16 protein-coding genes are annotated in these 19,082 nt (G+C 46.4%); 6 read left to right on the top strand and 10 right to left on the bottom strand.

What is annotated here, in order from left to right; genetic code table 11:
• Positions 1-49: 49 nt before the first annotated feature.
• Positions 50-1,258: a methionine gamma-lyase gene (gene megL / locus QMA09_RS10235; RefSeq protein ID WP_290213047.1), complete on the bottom strand. Its 1,209-nt coding sequence runs from the start codon at positions 1,256-1,258 to the stop codon at positions 50-52.
• A gap of 432 nt (positions 1,259-1,690) precedes the next feature.
• Here megL and rpsD point away from each other — a divergent pair, with 432 nt between their 5' ends.
• Positions 1,691-2,293, top strand: a complete 603-nt coding sequence (gene rpsD, locus QMA09_RS10230; protein WP_135503232.1) for a 30S ribosomal protein S4 — start codon at positions 1,691-1,693, stop codon at positions 2,291-2,293.
• A 100-nt stretch (positions 2,294-2,393) separates the two neighbouring features.
• On the opposite strand, the gene QMA09_RS10225 is transcribed toward rpsD, so the two are convergent.
• Positions 2,394-3,239: an STAS domain-containing protein gene (locus QMA09_RS10225; RefSeq protein WP_290213046.1), complete on the bottom strand. Its 846-nt coding sequence runs from the start codon at positions 3,237-3,239 to the stop codon at positions 2,394-2,396.
• A 186-nt stretch (positions 3,240-3,425) separates the two neighbouring features.
• Between QMA09_RS10225 and QMA09_RS10220 the strand changes: the two genes are divergently transcribed.
• Positions 3,426-4,232, top strand: a complete 807-nt coding sequence (locus QMA09_RS10220) for a cobalamin-binding protein (protein WP_290213045.1) — start codon at positions 3,426-3,428, stop codon at positions 4,230-4,232.
• Positions 4,233-4,268: 36 nt separating this feature from the next.
• Here QMA09_RS10220 and QMA09_RS10215 read toward each other — a convergent pair whose 3' ends face one another.
• Positions 4,269-5,120, bottom strand: coding sequence for a general stress protein (locus tag QMA09_RS10215; RefSeq protein ID WP_290213044.1), 852 nt, complete (start codon positions 5,118-5,120; stop codon positions 4,269-4,271).
• 160 nt (positions 5,121-5,280) lie between these two features.
• Complete coding sequence (gene tyrS, locus QMA09_RS10210) at positions 5,281-6,549, bottom strand: tyrosine--tRNA ligase (protein WP_290213043.1); 1,269 nt, start codon at positions 6,547-6,549, stop codon at positions 5,281-5,283.
• A 412-nt stretch (positions 6,550-6,961) separates the two neighbouring features.
• Between tyrS and QMA09_RS10205 the strand changes: the two genes are divergently transcribed.
• Positions 6,962-10,012, top strand: coding sequence for a transglycosylase domain-containing protein (locus tag QMA09_RS10205; protein WP_290213042.1), 3,051 nt, complete (start codon positions 6,962-6,964; stop codon positions 10,010-10,012).
• 50 nt (positions 10,013-10,062) lie between these two features.
• Here the strand turns inward: QMA09_RS10205 and acsA are convergent, their stop codons facing one another.
• Positions 10,063-11,781, bottom strand: coding sequence for an acetate--CoA ligase (gene acsA / locus QMA09_RS10200; protein ID WP_290213041.1), 1,719 nt, complete (start codon positions 11,779-11,781; stop codon positions 10,063-10,065).
• A 168-nt stretch (positions 11,782-11,949) separates the two neighbouring features.
• On the opposite strand from acsA, the gene QMA09_RS10195 reads away from it, so the two are divergent.
• From QMA09_RS10195 to QMA09_RS10185, 3 genes are read left to right on the top strand one after another with little or no spacing between them, the layout of a single operon-like run.
• Positions 11,950-12,582, top strand: coding sequence for a GNAT family N-acetyltransferase (locus QMA09_RS10195; RefSeq protein WP_135500390.1), 633 nt, complete (start codon positions 11,950-11,952; stop codon positions 12,580-12,582).
• A 22-nt stretch (positions 12,583-12,604) separates the two neighbouring features.
• A complete protein-coding gene (locus QMA09_RS10190) occupies positions 12,605-13,249 on the top strand; it encodes an acetoin utilization AcuB family protein (RefSeq protein ID WP_135500389.1) in 645 nt (214 codons plus the stop codon).
• Entirely contained in the window at positions 13,219-14,397 is a 1,179-nt protein-coding gene (locus QMA09_RS10185; RefSeq protein ID WP_277751527.1) for an acetoin utilization protein AcuC, read from the top strand. The genes QMA09_RS10190 and QMA09_RS10185 overlap by 31 nt, the downstream gene beginning before the upstream one ends.
• Positions 14,398-14,433: 36 nt before the next feature.
• Here the strand turns inward: QMA09_RS10185 and ccpA are convergent, their stop codons facing one another.
• The 5 genes from ccpA to QMA09_RS10160 form a co-directional block, all read right to left on the bottom strand.
• Positions 14,434-15,432, bottom strand: coding sequence for a catabolite control protein A (gene ccpA, locus QMA09_RS10180; protein ID WP_290213040.1), 999 nt, complete (start codon positions 15,430-15,432; stop codon positions 14,434-14,436).
• Between the two features lie 528 nt (positions 15,433-15,960).
• A complete protein-coding gene (locus tag QMA09_RS10175; RefSeq protein ID WP_135500387.1) occupies positions 15,961-17,046 on the bottom strand; it encodes a bifunctional 3-deoxy-7-phosphoheptulonate synthase/chorismate mutase in 1,086 nt (361 codons plus the stop codon).
• Positions 17,047-17,212: 166 nt separating this feature from the next.
• On the bottom strand, positions 17,213-17,542 hold the full coding sequence (gene ytxJ / locus QMA09_RS10170; protein WP_135500386.1) for a bacillithiol system redox-active protein YtxJ: 330 nt from the start codon (positions 17,540-17,542) through the stop codon (positions 17,213-17,215).
• Between the two features lie 16 nt (positions 17,543-17,558).
• Positions 17,559-18,386, bottom strand: coding sequence for a YtxH domain-containing protein (locus QMA09_RS10165; protein ID WP_290213039.1), 828 nt, complete (start codon positions 18,384-18,386; stop codon positions 17,559-17,561).
• A gap of 26 nt (positions 18,387-18,412) precedes the next feature.
• Positions 18,413-18,907, bottom strand: a complete 495-nt coding sequence (locus tag QMA09_RS10160) for a DUF948 domain-containing protein (RefSeq protein WP_135500384.1) — start codon at positions 18,905-18,907, stop codon at positions 18,413-18,415.
• Positions 18,908-19,082 lie beyond the last annotated feature (175 nt).

Here is a 19,082-nt window from a genome sequence, read left to right as displayed (position 1 = left end):
ATTGAAAGAGCCCCCGAATCAGGAATTGATTCGGGGGCTCTTTTGCTTTCTAAGCTTCCTGCAAATGCGGCTTGACCGCTTCGAAAGCTGCAGCCAGATCCATTATCAAGTCGTCGGTATGTTCCAATCCGATGGACAGCCTCATCAAGGATTCGGAAATGCCCATCGCTTGGCGATTTGCTTCGGGTACAATTTGGTGCGTCATGGAAGCCGGGTGCTGGATCAGCGTTTCCGGATCTCCAAGGCTTACTGCGATTTTGATCATCGACAGCGCATTCATGAACGTCTGCGCTTCTTTTTTGCCGCCTTCAATCTCAAAGGATATCAAGCCGCCTCCATCGCGCATCTGGCGTTTCGCAATATCGAATTGTGGGTGATTCTCATCATGCGGATAATGTATTTTCGTTACCAGAGGTTCCTGCTTCAGGAACTCAAGCACTTTCTTGGCATTCGAGATATGCCGGTCCATGCGCACATGCAAAGTTTTCATGCCGCGGAGCAGGAGCCATGCATCGAAAGGCGACATGATGGCGCCGATATCCTTTTGGACTGTAAAACGGATTGTTTGCATTTCTTCTGTATCTTGGCCGACTAAAACACCACCGACCACATCCCCATGGCCGTTCAAGTATTTAGTCGCGCTGTGCAGCACAAAATCCGCCCCCATCTTCAACGGATTTTGAAGATATGGCGAACTGAACGTATTGTCCACAACGACCCGCAATCCGTGCTTTTTGGCTACAGCAATAACCGCATCAAGATTGACGATTTCCATCGTCGGGTTGATCGGCGTCTCTACATAGATGCAGACGGTTTCCGGGCGCAATGCTTTTTCGATTTCTTCCTCTGTCGTCATACTGACCAGATTATGGCCGATGGCGTATTTTTCCTCCAGCATCTCCAAAAGCCCGAACGTGCAGCCATAGATGCCTCTCGAACAAAGAACATGATCCCCGGCTTTCGTCAGGTGAATCAGAATCGCACTGACAGCGGCCATCCCTGAACCGAATGCCAACGCTCCTCCTCCGAATTCAATGGCGGCCATGCGTTCTTCAAGCACCCGCACTGTCGGGTTGCCTAAACGCGAATAAATATTGCCGCCGCACGTTCCGGCAAAGCGTTGTTCGCCTTCTTCCGCTGTCGCAAAAGAAAACGTCGATGTCTGATAAAGAGGCGTTGCCAAACTATCGTGGTGGAGCTGGCTCTCATAACCGCTATGGATAATAGCGGTTTCCATATTCCCAGAAGATTGTTTCATGTTCATACACCCCTTAGTTTAAATAGAAAGCGCTTACATTCTGCCTTATTTTCATTTTACCGTAAATTGCAAAAAAAGAAAAGCTTACCTTTTTCCTTGTAGAACTGGTCTGGACAGCCTGGCAAATACCTTAATTGCAGTCCTTTTGAAGAAAGCCCTTGTTAGCCATTGACTTATAGAGCGTGGTCCGGTTATACTAGAATTTGTGTAAAATAATCGCAGCAGTTGTATGTGCGCGTCTGTCCATTTTATTCCTTATGAGAAAAGCGAAAGCGCCTGTTAGATCTTGGCGCTGGAGTCTAGACAATTAAAAGGTGTATCGCGTAACTCTTGGCTGCCGAGCGAAGGTACATGAATATAAAATGGCTTACAGCATGAATGCATCTGGTTTTTATTTTACTTCAAAAACCAAAAACAGAGGAGGAGACATATATGTCTCGTTATACAGGTCCAGCATGGAAACTGTCACGCCGTCTAGGAGTATCTCTTAGCGGAACAGGTAAAGAATTAGAAAAACGCCCTTACGCACCAGGTCAACACGGTGCTAACCAACGCAGAAAAGTTTCTGAGTACGGTTTGCAACTTCAAGAAAAACAAAAACTTCGTTTCATGTTTGGTGTAAACGAACGCCAATTCAAAACACTATTCAACAAAGCCGGCAAAATGCCTGGTAAACACGGTGAAAACTTCATGATCTTGCTTGAAGCTCGCCTTGATAACGTTGTCTACCGTTTAGGTCTTGCGCGCACTCGCCGCCAAGCTCGTCAAATTGTAAACCACGGCCACATCCTTGTTGATGGCAAACGCGTTGACATTCCGTCATTCAGCGTAAAACCAGGACAAACAATCGCTTTCCGTGAAAAATCAAACAACCTTGATGTAGTAAACGAAGCGATTGAAGTAAGCAACTTCGTTCCTGAATACGTAACTTTCGATGCCGACAGCAAAACAGGCACGTTTGTACGCTACCCAGAACGCAGCGAATTGTCAGCTGAAATCAGCGAGCAATTGATCGTTGAGTACTACTCACGTTAATAACTGCTTTTAAACCCCTTGAAACGGCAAAGCGTTTCAAGGGGTTTTTCTATGCAAAAAAAACCTCCGCTGGAACAGCTGAGGTTTGGGTGCAAAGCATTTATTTATAAAAATGGATTTCGTTTTGTTTCAATGCTTGAGCCAGCGTGTTATAGACTTCGATGTCTATGAACTTGATGCCCAAATGGACAGCTGTCTGTGCAATTACCGGGCTGATGCCTGACAATGCCGCTTTAACACCGATTATTTCCAAACCACTGATCAGCTGGAAAATCTGCTGGGCAACCATCGTATCAATAACCGGCACACCCGATAAATCGATGAACAGCCTTTCCAGATTATGCTTCGAGCTCTGCGCCAAGGTTTTTTCAAAAATGATTGCTGCCCGGTGGGAAGTGACTTCTCCGATCAACGGCAGCAAGCCTGCATTCTTCGTCAGCAAGATGACAGGCGCACTCATTTCTACAATCATCTGCTGCTGTTTGTCCAGCCGGTCCTGTGCCGCTTTCGTATTCTGTGAACTGAATTCAACAATCACTTTGGATATTGTATTGACAATCGCTAAATTCCATTCGTTCAATTGCTCCAGGCTGACTTCATCCTGATTCTTCGCTGTATAATTACCGATCATTTCTAAATACTGCAATTGTGTTCTAAAAAATTCTTCAATTACGGCAACAAGAGGCGTCTCCAAATGTGCCTCATCTTCCGCGATTTCCTTGATCCATTCGTGGAAGTTTTCATGAAATTCGTTTTCTTCTTTTAAAAACATTGAACAAAACCGTTTGTGAAATTCATGATTCTGGTTTTTGAGAATCGCTATTTTTTCAGGGTCGTTTGTGCCGTATACCCCGCCTTTGCTTTTATCAAGCGTTTCATACCACTTTTCAGTTAAATCCCAAGTCCGTTCACCTATGTAATCATGCAATGCCTGATTCTTGATCATGCCGTCTCTCCTTCTGTTCAATCCAAACCACTTTTCTCTATAATAATACATTAATGTTAAACGTGCATTAATGGACCGAATTTTTCCAGTTATATTTGAATACCTAAAATTTTCATTCTCCAGCCTGCAGCATTTCACGCAAAAACCGGAATATGATAAACTGGACCAAACCGGAGGTGCATTTCAATGCGGATCGTATCAATATGCCCGAGCAACACGGAACTTCTCGCTTTTTTAGACGCAGAACATCTGCTGGTAGGCGTCGACGATTACTCGGATTGGCCGAAACCGATTGATTCTTTGCCGAGGCTCGGACCTGACCTCGCCATTCGTATGGACGAATTGCAAGCGTTAAAACCAGATTTGGTTTTGGCTTCGCTCAGCGTACCCGGCATGGAAAAGAATATCGAGGAACTCAAAAAGCGAAAAATCCCCCACTTAATTTTGAATCCGCAATCGCTCGCTGAAATTGGCAGCGATTTGCTTGCGGTCGGTGAAGCCTGCGGCATTGATGCTTTGCCTGTATATAATGCTTATCAACAAGTGATTGAAGAAATCAAAAAACGGTCGGCCGCGGCTGAGACACGCCCTTCCCTTTATTGGGAATGGTGGCCGAAGCCCGTTTTCACTCCTGGAAATATCAACTGGCTTAGCGAAATCAGTGAAATTACAGGTGCCAGAAATACCTTTTCCGACATTGAATCAGCAAATATCCAGACGGATTGGGCCGATGTTGAAAAACGTGATCCCGATTATATTCTCCTGGCCTGGGTCGGCATCATGACTTCTAAAGTTAAACCTGAATTGGTCCGCAAGCGGCCAGGCTGGGAAAATATGAAGGCTTACGAAGAAATCCACATTATGGAAGAGGAGTTATATTGCCGGCCTTCCCCCCGTTTGATCGAAGGTGCTATCCGCTTAGGCAAACTCATTCACCCGCTTCTTTTCGAAGATATGGAACTGCCGCAGTTTATCAAGAAAAAGCAATTATAAAAAAAGCCAACCAGCAAAGGTTGGCTTTCTTTTTATCTACAATCCTGCACGTCCTCGTTTACTTGGATCATCGCTGTCATCAAAATGTGAATCGCGGTCTCCTCTGATGGTGGTATCGTTTTCGCCGCCAATCAGTGGATCGCGGTCATAGCTATTGTCTGAACCTGAGCGCCGCCGGGTATCATGCAATAAACCTTCATCGCTCCCTAAACCGCTGCTGCGCTTATTGCCATCCAGCAAGTCACGGTTGCTTCCCAATCCAGCGGTCCGCGCTTCATCATCAAATAAATCATGGTCGTTGCGCCCAGTGCTTCTGTGCCCGGCATGGGTCTCCGATGCTTGCCCGCGTTCATGCCGGACATCGCCGTCGCTGCCAATGACTGTTCTGTCTCCTGAAAGTGTCGAATTCCGATCGCTATCTGCAAAGCGATCTCGGTCGCTGCTGTCTGGAATCGCCGATTTTGAGTCATTGACCATGACCAGGATAGCTCCATCGTTGAAATGGCCTTCATATTCTTTCGCTTCGTCTTCCGGTATGCCGGCGCCAATCAATGCGCCTGCCAAACCTCCAACACCTGCACCCGCTGCTGCTCCTGTGAGGCCGGCGACTATCGGGCCTGCCGCTACGATCGGGCCTATGCCTGGGATGGCTAATGCTCCGATGCCGGCAAGTACACCGCCAAGGCCGCCAAGCGCACCGCCTGTCAACGCGCCAGTAGCAGCACCTTCTCCTGCATGTGTACCTGTTTTTTCAGTAACGTGTTTGGTTTCTCCTTTATCTTTGCTGAGCACCGAAATATCTTCTGAACGATACCCCTGTGTTTTTAAATCCTCAATTGCTCGAATCGCTTCGTTTTCTGAATTGTACGAACCTACCATTCTTGACATCGTGTTAACGCCTCCTGTGAATTTGGATTTATTAATTTATGTCTAAAAATTGTTTCTAGTGATTGGTTACCCGCCGCTTTATTTTTTAAAACACACAGTTCCCAAAAAACAAGAAAAAGGACAGGAGATTAGGCCTGCCCTTGTTCTACAATCTTTTCATTTAGTTGAATTGAACCATGTGGTATTTCTTCTTGCCTCTGCGCAAAATCGCGAAGGCATCTTCGAGGCGATCTTTTTCATCGATGACGTATTCCAGGTCTGTCACTTTCTCGCCATTGAGGGAAATCGCACCATTGGTTACGTCCTCACGGGCTTGGCGTTTTGACGGGGAAATACCGGCTTCGACAATCAAATCGACGATCGATTTCGGTTCTTTGGAAAGTTCAACTGAAGGGACGTCTTTGAACGCTGCGCGCATTTCATTGGCTGACAAAGCTTTCAAATCACCGCTGAACAATGCTTTTGTGATGCGCTGTGCATCCTCAAGAGCCCCTTCGCCGTGGATCAGCTTGGTCATTTCTTCTGCTAACACGATTTGGGCTTTGCGCAGATGCGCTTCCGCTTCTACGGTTTTTTCAAGTTCTTCGATTTCTTCACGGCTGATAAACGTGAAGATTTTCAAGTATTTGATGACATCCGAATCCGCCGTGTTGATCCAGAACTGGTAGAATTCGTACGGTGATGTCTTCTTAGGATCAAGCCACACGGAACCGCCCGCCGATTTTCCGAATTTCGTGCCATCCGCTTTTGTCACCAGCGGAATCGTAATGCCGAACGCTTTGGTGTCTTCCGCATCATGTGTTTTACGGATCACTTCCAGGCCGGAGGTGATATTGCCCCACTGGTCTGAACCGCCGACTTGCACACGGCAATTGTAATTGTCGTATAAATGGTTGAAGTCGATCGCTTGGATCAATGTGTAGGAAAACTCGGTGAACGAGATTCCCGTTTCCAGCCGCGATGCCACCGAATCTTTGGCCAGCATGTAATTGACGGAAATCAATTTTCCGTAATCCCGCAAAAACTCAATTATGCTCATCTTGCCGATCCAGTCGTTGTTGTTGACCATCACCGCTCCGTTGTCCGATGAAAAATCAAAAATCTGCTCCATCTGGACTTTGATGCCCTGTACGTTCAGGTCAATCTGCTCCATCGTCTGCAGCTGGCGCTCTTCATTTCTTCCTGATGGATCACCGATCGTCCCAGTCGCGCCGCCTACCAACAAAATCGGTTGGTGGCCGTGCAGCTGAAAACGTCTTAGTGTCAATAACGGAACAATGTGCCCAATGTGCATGCTGTCCGCAGTAGGGTCGACACCGCAGTACAATGAAATTTTCTGTGCTTCCAGCAATGCCGCTAATCCCTCTTCATCGGTCTGCTGGTAAATCAGGCCTCTCCATTTTAAATCATCCAATAATTCGTTAACCATTCCAATTCCTCCTCTTGAGCTTCCACTTCTGTGCCTTGCCATTCAATGAAAACAACCTTGATGAAACTGAAGAAGAGTGGGCAAAATAAAAACGCCCCTGCATGATAGTTCATGCAGGGGCGCATTTGCGCGGTACCACCCAGCTTGGAGAATCCGATTCTCCCGACTCAATATGTGCCGAACGGGGCACAGCCGCAAACTCCAAGCCTGTAATTCAGCCGCTGCGCTTTGACCGGTTTGCACCATCCACCGGCTCTCTAGACAAAGTTCGCACGCCCTACTTCGGACCCTTCTTCGTTTTCATATAAATTATATAAAAATAAGTTTACTTTATTCTCTGATATTGTCAATCTTTTTAGTTGAAAATACGAGAATATGCTATAATGGAACGAGATTTTAGGGGGGGAATATTGTGCAAGAAAAATTCAGGAAAGTTCTCAGTCGATCTGAAGAAACTTACAATAAATGGACCGCCACCAAATGGTATAGAAGGCTTAATATCACCACCGGCGTCTTTTGGAATTTAGCGATTCTGCTATTCATTATTCTCATTACGGGCGGTGTTTTTGCTGCTTCGGTCGGTGCCGGGTATTTCGCATCGTTAGTCGACGAGGAAAAGCTCCGCACACCGGACGAAATGAAGCAACAGATTTACAGCTACAACGAAACATCCGAAATGTACTTCGACAACGAAGTATATATCGGCAATATCCAAACAGATCTCGAGCGCAAAGAAACAACGCTCGATAAAGTGTCAGATTACGCAATCGACGCTGTCCTGGCAACAGAGGATGAATATTTCTCGGAGCACGAAGGCATTGTCCCGAAAGCCATTTTCCGCGGCTTGTTCCAGGATGTATCAAACTCTGACAGCCAGACAGGCGGCTCGACACTGACGCAACAGCTGATTAAAAACCAAATTCTCACCAACGAAGTTTCCTATGAACGCAAAGCGAAAGAAATTTTGCTTGCGATGCGCTTGGAGAAATTCATGGAAAAAGATGAGATTCTCGAAGCTTACTTGAACATCGTTCCTTACGGAAGAAGTTCATCGGGCGCAAATATTGCCGGCATTGAAACAGCGGCAAACGCCTTATTCAATGTGTCGGCAAGTGAATTGAACCTGCCTCAGGCAGCATTCATTGCGGGTATCCCGAAAGCGCCTTACCGCTATACGCCTTATTCTTCGGATGGCGGCAAGCTGAAAAGCGAAGAGCTATTGCAGCACGGCATCAACCGGATGAAAACAGTCTTGTTCCGTATGAACGAAACGAATTACATCACTGACGCGGAATACAAAGAAGCTGTCGCCTACGACATCACGAAAGATTTCCGTACAGGCGAATCCAGCTCTTTTGAAAGATACCCTTATATCACTGCTGAATTGCAAAGCCGCGCAAACCGCATCATCATGGATGTGCTCGCGGAACAAGACGGCATTGATCCTGTCGAACTGACAGAGAACAATAAACTATACGAAGAGTACGCTATTTTAGCGGATCGCGCAGTGCGTTCAAACGGTTACCGCATCCATTCGACGATCAACAAAGATTTGTACGATGCACAGGAAAAAGCGAAAGATGCCTATAACGGTTACGGCACGACGTTAAGCATCCAAGCTACGGATGAAGACGGCAAAGAAATCACCAAGCAATTGCCGGTCCAGGTCGGCAGTATGACCGTCGAAAACAGCACAGGACGCATCCTGAGCTTTGTCGGCGGCCGCGACCACAAAGTCGAGGCGCTGAATCACGCAACCCAAGCCTTCCGCTCCATTGGGTCGACCGTTAAGCCTTTATTGGTATACGGACCTGCACTTGAATTAGGTGCAATCGGCGCAGGCAGCCCGGTTGTCGATGTGAAGTTCACAATGAACGACAACGGAAACAGCTACGAACCGGCCAACTTCACCGCGACCAGCGAACAGGGCATCATGCCTGCACGCAATGCGCTTGCCGAGTCCCAAAACTTGCCGGCGCTCCGCTTGTTCGCACAGATCAAAGAAGATTTGCCAATCCAGTACTTGATGAATAACGGCTTTTCTACAGTAGTGGAAAATGAAAACTATAACGCATCTGCTGCTCTGGGCGGCGGGATCGAAGGTTCTGTTGAAGAAGTGACAAGCGGCTACGCGACAGTTGCCAATGGCGGAAAACGAGTAGGAACCCATATGATTTCCCGCATCGAAGACGCAGACGGCAATATCATCTTCGAACATAAAGTCGAAGAAAAAGAAATTTATACACCTCAAGCAGCCTATGTTCTGACCGATATGCTCCGCGACGTATTTAAAACCGATCGCGGCACTGCAAACCGGGCAAATGGATTACTCGATTTCGGCAGCGATTTTGCCGGTAAAACCGGTACTACTCAAGAAACGCGCGATGTCTGGCTTGTCGGATACAACCCGAACGTAACGATGAGCGTCTGGCTCGGCTACGACAAAGAAAAATATTCATTGGATAATTTTAAAAACCAAAACCTGATGCCGTCCGTACGTGTAAATCAGCTATGGGCGAGCCTGATGAATACAGCTTATAAAGTAGATCCAAAACTCATCGGCACCAAGGAAAAATTCAAGGAGCCTAAAGGCGTTGTTTCCCGCTCGTTCTGTGGAATTTCAGGCCTTGCCCCAGGCAAAGCTTGTACAGCTGCCGGACTTGTAAAGTCGGATCTGTTCATCTCGAATATCATGGTTCCGACAAAACCGGATGATAGCCTGACTTCAGGCTCTTATACTACTGTCAACGGCAGCCGGTATGCAGCTCTGCCAAGCACTCCTGGTGAATTCGTATCCAGCGGTGGAACTGGCGTCAACCAAGCATTTGTTGACCGTATGCTAGCTCCATTCGGAGGAGATGCTGGAAAATTATTCCCTAGCAATTCCAAATTCTCGAATGTCGTTTCCGGCGCTACGCTTGAGCATGACGGCATAGCACCTGCTGGAGTCGGAGCCAAACTCAGCGGATCCACGATTTCATGGAGCGATTCACCATCGAACGATATCGTCGGATACCGCATCTATCGCAGCGGCGGATCCACAATAGCTTCTATTTCAGAATCCAAAGGCAACTCTTATAGCCTGTCGGGTCCAGGAAGCTACACAGTCGTAGCGGTAGACATTACCGGTAAACAGTCTTCGCCTTCCAACGCAGTAACGATTGAAGAACCGAAGCCGGAACCGAAAGAAGAGCCTAAAGAAGAACCGAAAGAAGAACCGAAAGAAGAGCCTAAAGAAGAACCGAAAGATGAAGAAGTGAAAGAAGAAGAGAAACCAGAAGAAACACCTGAAGAGAAACCGGAGGAACCTGCAGAACCGGAAGAACCTGAAGAGCCGGCTGAACCTGAGCCGGAACCTGAAGAGCCGGAAGAGCCAGAGGAACCAGAAGAACCGGCCGATCCAGAAGCGGAAGCTAAACCCGCTTCTGAACCATCAGATGCAGAAAGCGCCGATGAAGAATAAAAAAAAGAAGCCGCAGCTGAATTTCAGCTGCGGCTTTTTTCTATGCTCGATCAGTCTTCCATTGTGGATAAATCGCCTGTCGGCAAATCAAGTTCCCAAGCTTTCAACACGCGGCGCATGATTTTGCCGCTGCGCGTTTTCGGAAGCTTATCCTTGAATTCAATTTCTTTAGGCGCAGCATGTGCTGCCAAGCCTTTTTTCACAAATTGCTGGATATCCTGGATCAATTCCTCGGAAGGCTCGTAGCCTTCATTCAATGCAACGAACGCTTTGATAACTTCCCCTCTGACAGGGTCCGGTTTTCCAATAACGCCCGCTTCAGCCACTGCTGGATGTTCCAGCAGCTTGCTTTCCACTTCAAACGGTCCAACTCGCTCTCCAGAAGTCATAATGACATCATCAACGCGTCCCTGGAACCAGAAATAACCATCTTCATCCATATAAGCGGAGTCACCGGATACGTACCATTTATCGTTCATGAAATATGACTCATATTTCGCTGGATTGTTCCAGATCTGCCTCATCATGGATGGCCAGCCTTTTTCAATCGCCAGGTTCCCCATCTGATTCGGCGGCAATTCGTTTCCGCGGTCATCGACGATAGCAACCTTGATGCCAGGAACAGGCTTGCCCATAGATCCCGGTCTGATGTCCATTGAAGGATAATTGCAGATCGTCTGTGCACCGGTTTCCGTCATCCACCATGTATCGTGGATGCGTTTATTGAATACTTGTACACCCCAGCGCACAACTTCCGGATTCAAAGGCTCTCCGACCGACAGCACATGGCGCAGTGTTGAAAGATCATATTCTTTCACCAATGCATCCCCAGCCCCCATCAACATGCGGAAAGCGGTCGGTGCGCTATACCATACGGTTACGCCAAAATCTTCGATCGCTTTGTACCAAGCATCAGGCGAGAAGCGCCCGCCGATTATTACGGTTGTAGTACCCGTCAGCCAAGGAGCGAACACCCCATATGCCGTGCCAGTGACCCAACCTGGATCGGCAGTGCACCAATAAACATCCTGCTCTTTCAGATCCAACACCCATTTAGCCGTCTGGTATTGCTGCACCATTGCATATTGCGCATGCAGAACCCCTTTTGGCTTGCCTGTAGATCCGGACGTATAATGCAACACGAGGCCGTCTTCTTTATCCAGCCATTCGATTTCAAAACGGTCAGAACACGTGTGCAGATGCTTTTTAAAGTCTACAATTTTACCATCCTCTTCTACATTCTCCCCGACGAGAAATACAGTTTTCAAATTCGGCAAGCGGTCCAGTGGGATGCGCGGCAATAATTCAGGCGTCGTAATGATCGCTTTTGCTTCACTGTCATCCAGCCTGTCGTAAATTGCACCTTCCATAAAGGCTTCGAACAAAGGGCCGACAATCAATCCCATCTTCAATGCGCCGAACATCGCAAAATACAATTCCGGTGAACGCGGCATGAAGATGAAGAAACGGTCGCCTTTTTCCAAATCGGAATGCGCTTTCAAAAGATTTGCCGCACGGTTCGTCATGCGCTTCATTTCGTAGAACGTATAGGATTCATGGCGCTTCTGGTCTTGATAGTAAAGAGCTACTTTGTTTTTCCGGTCTGACTCAGCATGGCGGTCGATCGTTTCATAAGCCATATTGATCTTCCCTGTTTTGGACCAGCTGAATTCCTTCTCAACATCAGCCCAGTTAAAATCCGATGAAACCTCTTCATAATTATGTAAGTTGTGGTCTCCTTGGACAGCTGCAATAGTTTCGACTTTCATACCCATCATCCTTTCGAATTGATTCTCTTCCATTCTACAACAATCGTTCAATCGATTGCTAATAATTTTAATTTTTTAGAATATTGAACGGACAGTCGAGGAAACTTTACAAAATTTAAGCGGTTTCATGTATAATGGACCTAATTGTACCCTATAGGCGGTGAAATGATGGAACATAAGAAAACTTACAATGCATTAGAGCTGAAAACGAAACACGGTCCAATCATTATAGAAGGACCAATTTCATCAAAAGACTTGAAAGCGCTTGAATTCCATGAAGACTTGGTCGCTTTCCGCCCCCCTGCCCAGCAGCATAAGGCGATTACGGAAATTGCCGATCTGCCGGAGGGCCGCATCCTCATTGCCCGAGACCAAAATATGATTGTCGGCTATGTCACTTTCTTGTATCCGGACCCGCTCGAACGCTGGTCGGAAGGCAAAATGGAAAACTTGATTGAACTCGGCGCTATTGAAGTCATACCGAAATTCCGCGGCACCGGCGTTGGAAAATCCCTGCTTAAAGTGTCTATGATGGATGATGCCTTTGAAGATTTCATCGTCATCACGACCGAGTACTATTGGCATTGGGATTTGAAAGGAACCGGCTTGAACGTCTGGGAATATCGTAAAATCATGGAAAAAATGATGCAGGCTGGCGGTTTGGAATATTATGCGACCGATGACCCTGAAATCAGTTCCCATCCCGCCAATTGCCTTATGGCGAAAATCGGCAGCCGCGTCGATCCGGAATCCGTCCAAAAATTCGATCAGCTCCGTTTCATGAACCGCTACATGTACTAATCCGAATCCAAGGGGTGTTTCTATGTTACTTGAGGAAATTATGAAAACTGATGTACATACCTTAGCTCCCAGCCAAACCGTCCAGGATGTGCTGGACCTTTTTGAGGACAACCGGATCCGCCATGCTCCTGTCGTCGAAGACGGTAAAGTGGTTGGCGTCGTCACTGAGCGCGACTTAAAAGATGCATTGCCATCAAGATTTTCCGTTTCGCCAAAAATCAACGCCTATGAGATGAAAGTTTCTGAAATTATGACAAAAAATCCAATAACCGGGCATCCGATGGATTTCGTCGAAGAAACTGCGCTGACTTTTTATGACCAGAAAATCGGCTGTCTGCCAGTTGTCAGCCATGAAAAGCTTGTGGGATTTCTGACTGAAACCGATCTTCTTTACAAGTACATCGAATTGACAGGCGCCCATCAGCCAGGCTCACACATTGAAATACGTGTGCCAAACCGCTCCGGCGTGCTCTATGAAGTGTCAAAAGTGTTCTACAATCATAAGGTCAATGTATTGAGTGTTCTGGTCTACCCTGACAAACAGAATAACGCCAATAAAGTTTTGGTATTCCGTATACAAACCATGAATCCGCTAGCAATTATTGACGACTTACAAAAAGAAGGTTTCGATGTTTTATGGCCAAACACACCACAAATGGACAAATGAAGCACGCAGTATTTATTTATTCGGAGGATCAACTGGGGTATAAATTCTCTGATACCCATCCATTTAATCAGAAAAGGCTGGAGTTGACTGTTGACCTTCTGCAAAAAATGAAGGCGCTTCCAGAAGAGCTGGTCGTCGCCCCTCGCATCGCGACAGACGAAGAACTGCTCCTAGCCCACGACCAGCGTTATATTGACATCGTCAAGCAGGCCAGCATCGGCAAAGTTTCTCCGGAAGCCGGTGAAAGCTACGGCATCGGCACAGAAGACACGCCGATTTTTGCTAATATGCACGAAGCAAGCGCCCGGCTTGTCGGCGGTACTTTGACGGCGGTCGATTGGGTTATGGAAGGCAAAGCGCAGCACGCATTGAATCTTGGCGGCGGTCTGCACCATGGCTTCCGCGGCAAAGCTTCCGGCTTTTGCATCTACAATGACAGCTCTGTCGCAATCAATTACATGAAGAAGAAATACGGGGCACGCGTTCTTTATATCGATACCGATGCGCACCATGGCGATGGCGTGCAATGGAGCTTTTATGACGATCCGGACGTCTGCACCGTGTCGATCCATGAGACCGGGCGCTATCTATTCCCTGGGACTGGCAACATTAACGAACGCGGCAGCGGGCAAGGCTATGGAACATCCTTCAACTTCCCTATCGATGCGTTTACGGAAGACGAATCGTTTCTGGAAATTTACCGGACGGCAATGAGAGAGATTGTGGAATTTTTCAAACCTGACGTCATCTTAAGCCAGAATGGCGCTGACGCCCATTATTTAGACCCTCTAACGCATTTGTACGGAACTATGGACATTTACCGGGAAATCCCGAAAGTGGCTCATGAGCTGGCCCACGAGTTCTGTGAGGGGCGCTGGATTGCTGTAGGCGGCGGCGGTTACGATATTTGGCGCGTCGTTCCGCGTGCATGGTCTTTGTTATGGATGGAAATGAACAATTTTCCAGCTCCAACAGGTCCACTGCCTGCTTCATGGCTGGCAAAATGGCAGCCGGAATCACCGGTCCCTTTGATTGAAGCGTGGGAAGACCCGCAAAAGATGTATGAAGCGATACCACGCAAAGAGGAAATCACGGAAAAAAACCACGAAATGCTCAATAAAGCCCTGTATATGATTAGAAACGCATAAAAGCCTCCGAGCGGAGGCTTTTATGCGTTTCTGCGTTTAACCGTTTTTAGTTGATTGGCGCTCTTCAATTCGATACGGCAAAATAACTTGTTTTTCTTCAATTTCTTCTTTGTTCATGTATTTCGTCAGCAGCCTCATTGAAACTGCTCCGATGTCATAAAGCGGAAGTGCGATTGACGTCAGCATCGGCCTTGCCATGCGCGCCAATTTCGAGTTTTCGTAGCTGATGATTTCTACATCGTCCGGAATCTTCTTGCCATTCGCTTCAACAGCGTGGATGACACCGATGGACATTTCATCATTGCTGACAAAATAGGCAGTCGGATCACTTTCTTTCAACGTTTCCACGGCTTCGATTGCCTCATCGTAAGAATTATCGCATTCGACGATCAGTTTCTCATCGTAATCCATGCCTGCATCTTTTAAAGCGGTTTGGTAAGCTTTCAATTTATAATCTTTGTTCACTTTAGATGTCAGCGGTCCAGATATGAACGCTATACGTTTATGGCCATTATCAATCAATTTTTTCACAGCTTCATATGCTGCCCCATAATAATCGATATTTACAGAAGCAATGCTCGCCGATTCATCAATCGAACCTGCCAATACGATTGGCGTTTGGGAACGCTCCATTTCAAAAAGAAGTTCACTTGAAATCACATCGCTCATGAAAACAATGCCATCCACTTGTTTGCCAAGCATCGTTTCAAGCAATTGAAGTTCTTTGTTCTGGTTTTGATCCGAGTTCGACAAGATGATGTTGTATCGGTACATTGTTGCTATGTCTTCAATTCCACGGGCAAGTTCGGCATACATGCTATTAGAGATATCCGGAATGATGACACCGACCGTGGTGGTTTTTTTGCTGGCCAGCCCTCTTGCTACTGCGTTCGGGCGGTATCCAAGCTCTTCAATCACTTTTAATACTTTCTTCCTTGTAGCAGGTTTCACATTCTGATTGCCATTGACTACACGCGAAACGGTAGCCATGGATACATTTGCTTCCCTTGCTACATCATATATTGTAACGGTCACGGTGCGCCCTCCTTCCCTTATATCTTTTATCATACGATAAAAAGTTTCCTATTTTCAACTATATAAGTAGAACTTATCATTTTCATGTGTCGATATTCCGCCTGAGCTTCCGCAGCGCAATTAAAGTATCATATTAAAAATCGCTTCGGTCGCTTTGGGCATGGCTCTCGCCATGAGCCGAGAAGACCTTTCGTCTCATGGCTTCGCCTAGCCCCTTGACGCGCCTCCGCTAAGAAAGCTCTCGATATGGAGCAACACAGCGGAGAAAACCGTACTGCTCCTGCAGCGCTGCGCACTTCGTCGCAAAGACATGGCCTCGCTAACTTCGGCCCATGTCTTGCCTACGGGAAAGCGAGACAGCCGAGACCCCGCAGTCAGCGAAGCGACCGAGGAGGCTTGGCGCTCGCCCGCGGCAAGCGCAGCTGTTTTGCGGAATATCGATTATAAATATTCACTATTTCAACTTATAAAAGTATGTATTTTTTAATATCATAGAAAAAAACCGGGTAGCTACCCGGCTCTTCGGATTTACATTTTGAACTCGTATTGTTTCATGAACTTCATCAAAGCATCGTAGTAATCATCGAATTGGTTCAAATCCATCTGCTGGGCAGCATCGGATAATGCGACCGCTGGGTCTGGATGAACTTCAGCCATAACTCCATCAGCACCGATTGCAATTGCAGCTTTTGCTGCAGGAAGCAACAAGTCGCGGCGCCCTGTGGAATGCGTGACATCTACGAATACTGGAAGATGCGTTTCTTGTTTAAGGATTGGCACTGCTGAAATATCGAGCGTGTTGCGCGTCGCTTTTTCGTACGTGCGAATTCCGCGTTCACAAAGAATGATTTGGCTATTCCCTGAAGCGATGATGTATTCAGCAGCGTTGATGAATTCATCGACAGTTGCAGACATTCCGCGTTTCAGCAATACAGGCTTGTTGATCTGCCCAACCGCTTTCAACAATTCGAAGTTCTGCATATTCCGTGCGCCGACTTGGACAACATCAACGAATGGCAATGCTTCTTCCAAGTGATGCGGCGTTACGATTTCTGAAACGACCGCAAGTTTGTATTGGTCTGCGGCTGCTTTCAGCATTTTCAACCCTTCAAGGCCAAGGCCCTGGAAATCATATGGGGATGTACGCGGCTTGTACGCACCGCCACGGATCAACTTAAGCCCTTTAGCGCCAATCGCTTCAGCGACTTTTGAAACCTGATCCTGGGATTCTACTGCGCAAGGACCGAAGATGAACGATGGGGTGCCGTCGCCGATGCTTTCACCGTTGATGGTGATGATCGTATCTTCGGCTTTTTTCTTGCGTGAAACAAGAAGTGCTTTGCGGTGGTCTTCCTCCTGCATATCAAGTGCAGATTTGAAAATCTCCTTGAATATATGGTCAACCGTCTTCTGATCTAATGGTCCGTTATTATTTTCTTTCAATAAGTTCAGCATATGGCGTTCACGCAATGGGTCGTAACGATTTACACCCTGCTTTTCTTTGATCTTACCAATTTCCTGGATTACTGTTGCGCGTTCGTTAATAAGTGTGAGGATCTCGAGGTTTACGGCATCCACTTTTTCTCTTAGCTGTTCTAAATCTAAATGGCTCATTCTTTACTGCTCCCTTCGCGTATCATCATGTTGGTGACTTATCTTAACATGTTTAGACTATTATAAGCAAAGTATTCGGTAAAGTCACGCATTATATTTTAGCGATTCAACGCGCTAAAGTATTTTGAATAAATAAAGCCGGAGCCTCAAGGCTCCGGCATCTTTTTTAAGCGATAAATTCTTGCATCGCTTTGCTGGTGATTCTGCCATGCGATGCATTCCAATCAACTTTCTGGTTAGCAAAGTGAAAGGCTTGCGGAGAAGCATGTTTAACTTCTGTCAACGATTCAATGTTTTTGGAAAGCTCACGGTCTTCCTGAACCACTAAGTATAAAAACAGCTGGTTCGGGTGCAGAGAGCAATACTCATTGTATTCGTTCCACGCGGAAGCCGATACCGGGCATGTGCTGCTGTGCTTCAGCAGCCAGTAATGCTCGGTGTGGGCAGTGGCATTTTTTAAATCGTCTAAATCATGTACACGTACTAAATTTTCCATTTAATCCGCTCCCAGATCATTTCGATGATTTATTGTTGTTGTTGCTGTTGTTGCTGTTGTTCTTGTTTGTGCTGCTGCCTGAATTATTGTTCGAGCTGTTTTTATTCGAGCTGCTGCCAGCGCTGCCAGAAGTGCTGGAATTTGATGTGTTTTTGTTCGAGTTGTTCGAGTTATTAGAACTTGTCGAAGCATTAGTTGTTTTGTTGCTTGTGTTGCTTGTGTTGCTTGTGTTGCTAGTATTTGTAGATTTCTTCTCTTCTTTAACTTCTTCTACTGCTTCTTTCAAAGCGTTTGCAGTTGAAGTGAAGGCTTCGTGTCCAGCTGTTTCAGTTTGGCCGATCGAGTTTTGTACAGTGTCTAGCATTTCAATCGTCTCTTCGCCTTCAGATGACGCTGTGCCATCGTCCATAGGAGATTGGCCGGATTTCATGCCTTTTACTTTATCAACCACTTTAGTCGACTGTTCTTTGACTTGTTGCGTCAATCCGCTTGATTTCTCTTTAGCAGTATCTGTATAGCCTGAAGTTTTTTCTTTTAACGTGCTAGCTTGCGTATTCAAGTCCGTGCGCAATTCTTTGCCGGATTTCGGTGCTAGCATCAATGCAGCTGCAGCTCCGATGATTCCGCCTACGATTGCCCCTAATAGGAAGCCTGATGAACCTGACTCATCTTCGTAATCATAAAGATCATCATAACGGTTGCCCATGCCATATGATTGTGGCACGAAAGCGCTTTGCTGGCCATTGTAATCGTTTTGTGCGTAATAGTTCTGGTTCTTGTATTCAGATTCATTGTAATTTGGTTTCTGGTAATTATTATTATTGTTATTGTTATTGTTTGTCATATTAAATTCCTCCATTTGGTTTAAGTTTATAGCGTTTGGTCGTTATGCGGCAATTGTTTTTGCCCTGGTACTGGAGCGTAAGACTGTGAAGCGCGTGCTTCATAGATTTTGCGCTCTTTCCATTTGTCGCGGATGCCCATTGCAACATTTCCCCATTGGACAACCTGAGCGATTTTGTCTTCGTTTTGTTCCACATGAGTAGAAACAGTCGAAGTGATGCGGCGGACAGATGAGTTCAAATCAGTTACGGAATTTCCGACACCTCTGACTGCGTCCACCACTGTATTAAGTTTTTCTGATTTCACTTGGATATCCTCTGCCAACTCATTTGTTTTATGCAAAAGGTTCGTCGTTTCCAAGGTCACACCCTGTAATTGGTTTTCAAGTCCTGAAACAGTTCCTGAAACTTCTTTAAGTGTGTTTTTCAACGAGTTTAATGTCATAGCCAACGCTACGCATAAAACTAAAAATCCGACAGCAGCAACGATAGCCGCTATGTAAAGCAATATTTTCCAATCCATGCTGTTTCCTCCTTTTTGAATACTGGTATATCTCTTTTGTACCCCACCATCAATTGGTGTAAACACTGGCACTTTAGATTTATTCCACTTATACACCTGTTAATCCTGCTTAAAATCAATTGTTAGTCTATTCAAAATTCGGTTTATGATTGGCTCTAACAAAAAATGGCCACAG

Source organism: Planococcus sp. APC 3906, from assembly GCF_030407685.1.
GTDB classification, from domain to species: domain Bacteria; phylum Bacillota; class Bacilli; order Bacillales_A; family Planococcaceae; genus Planococcus; species Planococcus koreensis.
The sequence above is the reverse complement of the archived record's forward strand: the minus strand, read 5'-3'. Positions and strand labels throughout refer to the sequence as shown.

Coding starts and splice junctions, on each gene's coding strand:
- QMA09_RS10220 (WP_290213045.1), top strand. CDS start 3,426: ATGCGGATCGTATCAATATGCCCGAGCAACACGGAACTTCTCGCTTTT.
- tyrS (WP_290213043.1), bottom strand. CDS start 6,549: ATGGTTAACGAATTATTGGATGATTTAAAATGGAGAGGCCTGATTTAC.
- ytxJ (WP_135500386.1), bottom strand. CDS start 17,542: ATGGAAAATTTAGTACGTGTACATGATTTAGACGATTTAAAAAATGCC.
- acsA (WP_290213041.1), bottom strand. CDS start 11,781: ATGAAAGTCGAAACTATTGCAGCTGTCCAAGGAGACCACAACTTACAT.
- QMA09_RS10165 (WP_290213039.1), bottom strand. CDS start 18,386: ATGACAAACAATAACAATAACAATAATAATAATTACCAGAAACCAAAT.
- QMA09_RS10225 (WP_290213046.1), bottom strand. CDS start 3,239: ATGATCAAGAATCAGGCATTGCATGATTACATAGGTGAACGGACTTGG.
- megL (WP_290213047.1), bottom strand. CDS start 1,258: ATGAAACAATCTTCTGGGAATATGGAAACCGCTATTATCCATAGCGGT.
- QMA09_RS10175 (WP_135500387.1), bottom strand. CDS start 17,046: ATGAGCCATTTAGATTTAGAACAGCTAAGAGAAAAAGTGGATGCCGTA.
- QMA09_RS10195 (WP_135500390.1), top strand. CDS start 11,950: ATGGAACATAAGAAAACTTACAATGCATTAGAGCTGAAAACGAAACAC.
- rpsD (WP_135503232.1), top strand. CDS start 1,691: ATGTCTCGTTATACAGGTCCAGCATGGAAACTGTCACGCCGTCTAGGA.
- QMA09_RS10215 (WP_290213044.1), bottom strand. CDS start 5,120: ATGTCAAGAATGGTAGGTTCGTACAATTCAGAAAACGAAGCGATTCGA.
- QMA09_RS10190 (WP_135500389.1), top strand. CDS start 12,605: ATGTTACTTGAGGAAATTATGAAAACTGATGTACATACCTTAGCTCCC.
- QMA09_RS10185 (WP_277751527.1), top strand. CDS start 13,219: ATGGCCAAACACACCACAAATGGACAAATGAAGCACGCAGTATTTATT.
- QMA09_RS10160 (WP_135500384.1), bottom strand. CDS start 18,907: ATGGATTGGAAAATATTGCTTTACATAGCGGCTATCGTTGCTGCTGTC.